Here is a 6,259-nt window from a genome sequence, read left to right on the forward strand (position 1 = left end):
GACGTACTTGCAGCGTCCCCTGCGCAACCCACCCGCCCGGCCACCCACGGACTGCGCGCACCGCGCCCAGCCACGAGGGGCTGCGCCGTTGGCTGGAACCCCGTCGAGCAAGCTCGACGCTACGGAACAGGCTGTTACCCGCATGGGGCATGTCGCCGTCACCACGGCGTGCCATGCTGGCGCCCTTGATTCCTGCCAGCGAGAACGCCCGCATGACCACCATCATCGCCCCGCGCGTCCACGACATCGGCGGCCTGGAAGTGCGCCGCGCCGTGCCCACGCTGCAGGCCCGCAGCATCGGTTCGTTCGTGTTCGTCGACCAGATGGGCCCGGCCATCATGCACCCCGGCACCGCCATCGACGTGCGCCCGCACCCGCATATCGGCCTGGCCACGGTGACCTACCTGTGGTCCGGCGCCATCGGCCACCGCGATACGCTGGGCTCGGACCAGGTGATCCGCCCTGGCGATGTGAACTGGATGACCGCCGGCCGCGGCATCGCCCATTCCGAGCGCACGCCGCCGCCGGATCGCGGCCACGACAACCCGATCCATGGCATGCAGACCTGGGTGGCGCTGCCGAAGTCGCATGAGGAAATCGAACCGGCGTTCTACCACCACGCCGCCGCCACCCTGCCCGAGCAGCGCCGCAACGGCGTCTGGCTGCGGGTGATCGCCGGCCGCGCCTACGGCGAGGAATCACCGGTGAAGGTCTTCGCCGATACCCTGAACGTGGCCATCGACCTGGACCCCGATGCCGAGATCGACATTGACAATGGCCACCGCGAACGTGCGCTGTACATCCTGGAAGGCCAGGCCCAGTTGGATGGCGTGGACATTCCCGCCCAGCACCTGGTCATTCCCGAAGCCGGTGCCATCGGTCGCCTCCGCGCAAAGACGCCGGTGAAGGCCATGCTGTTCGGCGGCGAGCCGCTGGATGGGCCGCGCCACCTGTGGTGGAACTTCGTGTCCAGTTCCAAGGAACGTATCGAACAGGCCAAGCACGATTGGGAAGCCGGTCGCTTCGGCACGATCCCGGGTGACGACAAGGAATTCATTCCGCTGCCGCAGTATTGACGGCAGTCGAGCACGCTCGACTCTACGCGTTGTACACATGTTCATCACCGGCCGCCCACTTCAATGCGACCGCACGCATCCGCGCGCCTCAATGGAGTGCACGTCATGGGCATGGGCAAGCGCTTGGCCGCCGAATTCCTCGGCACGTTCTGGCTGGTGTTGGGCGGCTGTGGCAGCGCGGTACTGGCCGCCAAGTTCGGCGGCGACGGCAATCCGCTGGGTATCGGTTTCCTCGGCGTGGCGCTGGCGTTCGGCCTGACCGTGGTCACCGGTGCCTATGCGTTCGGCCATGTGTCGGGCGCGCATTTCAATCCGGCCGTCAGCGTCGGCCTCTGGGCCGGCGGCCGCTTCCCGGCCCGCGATCTGCTGCCGTACATCCTGGCCCAGTGCGTCGGTGGCCTGCTGGCGGGCTTCATCCTGCTGCAGATTGCGTCCGGTGTCAGCGGCTTTGCCATTGATGGCAGCCAGGCCGGCGCGTTCGCCAGCAATGGGTACGGCGCCCTGTCGCCGGGCGGCTACAGCGTGGCGGCCGCTTTCCTGTGCGAAGTGGTGCTGACCGCGGTGTTCCTGGTGGTGATCATGGGCAGCACGCACGGCAAGGCGCCGGCTGGCTTTGCGCCGCTGGCCATCGGCCTGGCCCTGACCCTGATCCATCTGATCAGCATTCCGGTGACCAACACCTCGGTGAACCCGGCCCGATCGACCGCCGTGGCCTTCTTCGCCGGCAGTGGGGCTACCGGCCAGTTGTGGCTGTTCTGGGTGGCGCCGCTGCTGGGCGGCATGATTGGCGGGATGATCTACAAGTGGGTCGGCAGCGACCGGTGATCTCCGCCGCGTCCATTGCGGCCGTCATCCGGCCGCAATGGTTACATCTGCAACCGCAATTTGTGCGATCGCTCACGTTCCGTTAAGGTCGGCTTGACCACCCGTGCACGTGCCGGGAACGTCGGCATCCGGGGATGGGATGCCCGCGCCGCCGGTGCCATCGGCGGGGACTCTAGGCCACACCACCTTGGGGGAATGCATGAAGTTCGTGCCTGTTCTGTTGTCGAGCCTGTTGTTTGCCGCGGCCAACGCCGCCGCACAGGCGCCGGTTGACTGTCCTGCGCTGCCAGCCAGCAGTGGCCTGCAATGGCAACAGCAGGTGCAGAGCGATTTCCTGATCTGCCGCGCCAGCACCGCCGACGGCCGCGAGGTGCTGAGCCTGATGCTGAGCCAACGCGATCCCAACATTCCGCTCAGCCGCTCGCTGCGCGAGGAAAAGGGCAGCTTCGGCGGTGAATCGATGTACTGGTACAAGCCCGACCTGGGCGGCCAGCAGCCGCCCGGCTATGCCGAGCGCCGCATCAGCGTGGTCAAGCTGGACAAGGGCCGCTACGCGCAGATCGCCCTGTACCCGGGCAGCACCCAGGAAATGGGCAGCCTGCAGCAGTTGGCGCAGGGCATGAGCCTGAACCCCACTGCCGTGGCCGACGGCCGCTGAATGAACGCGGGGATGACTGCCTGGCAGCCTCCCCGCCATCCCCCCGACCGATCGCTAGCGCCGGGCCGTGCCCGGTGAACGGCGTTGCGTGGGCGCGGGAAAAAACGCCGGGTGGGACCCGGCGCTACCGCTCAGAAGCGGCCTTCCTGGAAATCGACGAAGGCCTGCATCAGTTCCTGCCGGGTGTTCATCACGAACGGCCCGTGGCGCATGACCGGCTCGCGCAGCGGACGGCCCGCCACCAGGATCAACCGCGCGCCCTCGGCGCCGGCCGACACGTGCAGCTGCTCGCCACCGCCCAGCACGGCCAGTTCCTGCCGCGCCACATCGCGCGCCGCATCCTGCTCGCCCACGGTCAGCGCACCTTCGAACACATAGGCGAAGGCGTTGTGGCCTTCCGGCAGCGTGTACGCCCAGGCGCGATCCGGCGCCAGGGTGATATCCAGATAGACCGGATCGGTGGCCGGCTGCGCGATCGGCCCTGCGGTGCCATCGACCGTACCGGCGATCACCTTCACCTGCACGCCGTCGGCCGGCTGCGCCACCGGAATGCGCTCGGGCGCGAACTCCTGGTACTTCGGCTCGGTCATCTTGTCCCGCGCCGGCAGGTTCACCCACAGCTGGAAGCCACGCATCTGCCCGCTTTCCTGCTCGGGCATTTCCGAATGCACCAGGCCGCGACCGGCGGTCATCCACTGCACGCTGCCCGGGGTCAGCAGGCCTTCGTTGCCGTGGTTGTCGCGGTGCCGCATGCGCCCGTCCAGCATGTAGGTGACGGTCTCGAAGCCCCGGTGCGGGTGCTCCGGGAAACCGGCGATGTAGTCCTCGGCGCGGTCGGTGCCGAATTCATCCAGCAACAGGAAGGGGTCCAGATCCGGCAGCGAGGGGCCACCGATGACCCGGGTCAGGCGCACGCCGGCGCCGTCGGACGTGGGCATGCCACGGATCGTGCGCAGCACGCGCACCGGCTCGGGAAGACTCATGGCAACTCCTGTGGGATGGATGCCCAAGAAGATGGACGCTGCAGCGCGGCGGGCCAATGGATGGCGCCGCAACCGATTGTTCCATTGCTGGTGTTTGCCGCGCGTCATGTCCGCCGCGCGGCATCGCCTGCGTTGTGTTCGACCAAAGTACTACCGAAGAAGGCTCCCGTGGACATTGACCCTGCCAAGGGCACGCGGGACTCTTTCACTGTCTTTCCGGGAGAGAGCACCTCATGAAAGGGTTTTCCAAACTGGGCTGGGCCGCACTGGCCCTGCTCGGCGCGTTCTGTCTGGGCACCGTCGCCCTGCGCCGCGGCGAACACATCAACGCACTGTGGATCGTGGTGGCCGCGGTATCGCTGTATCTGGTTGCCTATCGCTACTACAGCCTGTTCATCGCCAACAAGGTGATGCAGCTCGATCCGACCCGGGCCACCCCGGCGGTGATCAACAACGACGGTCTGGACTACGTTCCTACCAACAAACACGTGCTGTTCGGCCACCACTTCGCCGCCATTGCCGGCGCCGGCCCGCTGGTGGGCCCGGTGCTGGCCGCACAGATGGGCTACCTGCCCGGGCTGCTGTGGCTGGTGGTGGGCGTGGTGTTGGCCGGCGCAGTGCAGGACTTCATGGTCCTGTTCCTGTCCAGCCGCCGCAACGGCCGCTCGCTGGGTGACCTGGTGCGCGAGGAAATGGGCCAGGTGCCTGGCACCATCGCCCTGTTCGGCGCCTTCCTGATCATGATCATCATCCTGGCGGTGCTGGCCATGGTGGTGGTGAAGGCGCTGGCGGAAAGCCCGTGGGGCATGTTCACGGTGATCGCCACGATGCCCATCGCGATCCTGATGGGCGTGTACATGCGCTACATCCGGCCGGGCAAGATCGGTGAGATTTCCGTGGTGGGCCTGATCCTGCTGCTGGCCGCGATCTGGTTCGGCGGCAAGGTGGCGGCCGACCCGGTCTGGGGCCCGACGTTCACCTTCACCGGTACCCAGATCACCTGGATGCTGATCGGCTATGGCTTCGTCGCTTCGGTGCTGCCGGTGTGGCTGCTGCTGGCCCCGCGCGATTACCTGTCGACCTTCCTGAAGATCGGCACGATCATCGCCCTGGCCATCGGTATCGTGGTGGTGATGCCGGAACTGAAGATGCCGGCACTGACCCAGTTCGCCGCCAGCGGTGACGGTCCGGTGTGGAAGGGCGGCATGTTCCCGTTCCTGTTCATCACCATCGCCTGCGGCGCGGTGTCCGGTTTCCATGCGCTGATTTCCTCGGGCACCACGCCCAAGCTGCTGGCCAATGAAGCGCACATGCGCTACATCGGCTACGGCGGCATGCTGATGGAATCGTTCGTGGCGGTGATGGCGCTGGTGGCTGCCTCGATCATCGATCCGGGCATCTACTTCGCCATGAACAGCCCGGCAGCGGTGATCGGTGCCGACGCCGTTTCGGCCGCGCACTACATCACCAATACCTGGGGCTTCACCATCACCCCGGAACAGTTGAATGCCACGGCGGCGGCGATCGGTGAACCGACCATCCTGCACCGCGCCGGTGGTGCGCCCACGCTGGCGGTGGGCATCGCGCAGATCCTGCACGAGGCCATTCCCAGCAGCAGCGACGCGATGATGGCGTTCTGGTACCACTTCGCGATCCTGTTCGAAGCGCTGTTCATCCTCACCGCCGTGGATGCCGGTACCCGCGCCGGCCGCTTCATGCTGCAGGACCTGCTGGGCAACTTCGTGCCGGCCCTGAAGAAGACTGAATCGTGGACGGCCAACATCGTCGGCACGGCCGGCTGCGTGGCGCTGTGGGGCTACCTGCTGTACACCGGCGTGGTCGATCCGTTCGGTGGCATCCAGACGCTGTGGCCGCTGTTCGGCATTTCCAACCAGATGCTGGCCGGTATCGCGCTGATGCTGGGCACGGTGGTGCTGTTCAAGATGAAGCGTGACCGCTACGCGTGGGTGACTGCCGTGCCGGCCGTGTGGCTGCTGATCTGCACCACCTATGCGGGCTTCATCAAGATCTTCGACAGCAACCCGGCGCAGGGTTTCCTGGCACAGGCGCACAAGTTCCAGGCCGCCATTGCCAGTGACACCATCACCGCACCGGCCAAGAGCGTGGCGCAGATGCAGCAGATCGTGGTGAACGCTTACGTCAACACCGGCCTGACCGCGCTGTTCCTGCTGGTGGTGGCCTCGGTGCTGGTGTATGCGATCAAGACCATCCTGGCTGCCCGTCGCAACCCGCAGCGGACCGACCGCGAGACCCCGTACGTGGCGCTGAAGCCGCACGAAATGGTGGATCTGTAATGAGTACCCAACTGGTTCCGGTAGGCCAGTACCAGGCGCACCGCCGCATCTGGCGGCGCCTGGTGCAGACCGCGCGGCTGTGCTGTGGCATTCCTGATTACGACAACTACGTCCGGCACATGCTGGAAAAGCATCCGGATCAGGAACCGATGGACTACAAGACGTTCTTCCGCGAGCGACAGGAAGCGCGATACGGCGGCCGCAACGGCGGGCGCTGCTGCTGAGGTGCTGTGTGGGTGCCGGGCTTGCAGCCCGGCGCCCGCCGATTCAACAGCGAGTGCAACTGCAAGAGCGTCGGCTCTGGGTTTCTGTTTGTTTGGCGGGGCGGTGTCGGATTGCCGGTGACGGCGGAACACACGCGGGGTCAGATCCGTTTCCCGAAGGGAACGGATCTGACCCCAT

Annotated in this window: 6 protein-coding genes; 5 read left to right on the forward strand and 1 reads right to left on the reverse strand. The window is 66.4% G+C overall.

Annotated features, from left to right (window positions below):
- Positions 1–212: 212 nt before the first annotated feature.
- The 3 genes from IAE58_RS19380 (at position 213) to IAE58_RS19390 (ending at position 2,559) form a co-directional block, all read left to right on the forward strand.
- Positions 213–1,076 (forward strand): pirin family protein, encoded by an 864-nt coding sequence (locus IAE58_RS19380; protein ID WP_108751630.1) that lies wholly within the window; start codon positions 213–215, stop codon positions 1,074–1,076.
- Between the two features lie 105 nt (positions 1,077–1,181).
- Complete coding sequence (gene aqpZ, locus IAE58_RS19385; protein WP_199934728.1) at positions 1,182–1,901, forward strand: aquaporin Z; 720 nt, start codon at positions 1,182–1,184, stop codon at positions 1,899–1,901.
- 199 nt (positions 1,902–2,100) lie between these two features.
- A complete protein-coding gene (locus tag IAE58_RS19390; protein ID WP_199934727.1) occupies positions 2,101–2,559 on the forward strand; it encodes a hypothetical protein in 459 nt (152 codons plus the stop codon).
- A gap of 131 nt (positions 2,560–2,690) precedes the next feature.
- On the opposite strand, the gene IAE58_RS19395 is transcribed toward IAE58_RS19390, so the two are convergent.
- Positions 2,691–3,542 (reverse strand): pirin family protein, encoded by an 852-nt coding sequence (locus tag IAE58_RS19395; RefSeq protein ID WP_199934726.1) that lies wholly within the window; start codon positions 3,540–3,542, stop codon positions 2,691–2,693.
- A 233-nt stretch (positions 3,543–3,775) separates the two neighbouring features.
- Here IAE58_RS19395 and IAE58_RS19400 point away from each other — a divergent pair, with 233 nt between their 5' ends.
- Together IAE58_RS19400 and IAE58_RS19405 are read left to right on the forward strand one after the other, a co-directional pair.
- Positions 3,776–5,857 carry a carbon starvation CstA family protein gene (locus tag IAE58_RS19400; protein WP_199934725.1) on the forward strand — a complete coding sequence of 694 codons (2,082 nt, stop codon included), beginning with the start codon at positions 3,776–3,778 and terminating at the stop codon, positions 5,855–5,857.
- Positions 5,857–6,081 (forward strand): CstA-like transporter-associated (seleno)protein, encoded by a 225-nt coding sequence (locus IAE58_RS19405; protein WP_049467479.1) that lies wholly within the window; start codon positions 5,857–5,859, stop codon positions 6,079–6,081. Before IAE58_RS19400 ends, IAE58_RS19405 begins: the two co-directional genes overlap by 1 nt.
- Positions 6,082–6,259: the final 178 nt, after the last annotated feature.

The sequence above is a fragment of the Stenotrophomonas sp. S49 genome (assembly GCF_016624905.1).
Taxonomy (GTDB): Bacteria; Pseudomonadota; Gammaproteobacteria; order Xanthomonadales; family Xanthomonadaceae; genus Stenotrophomonas.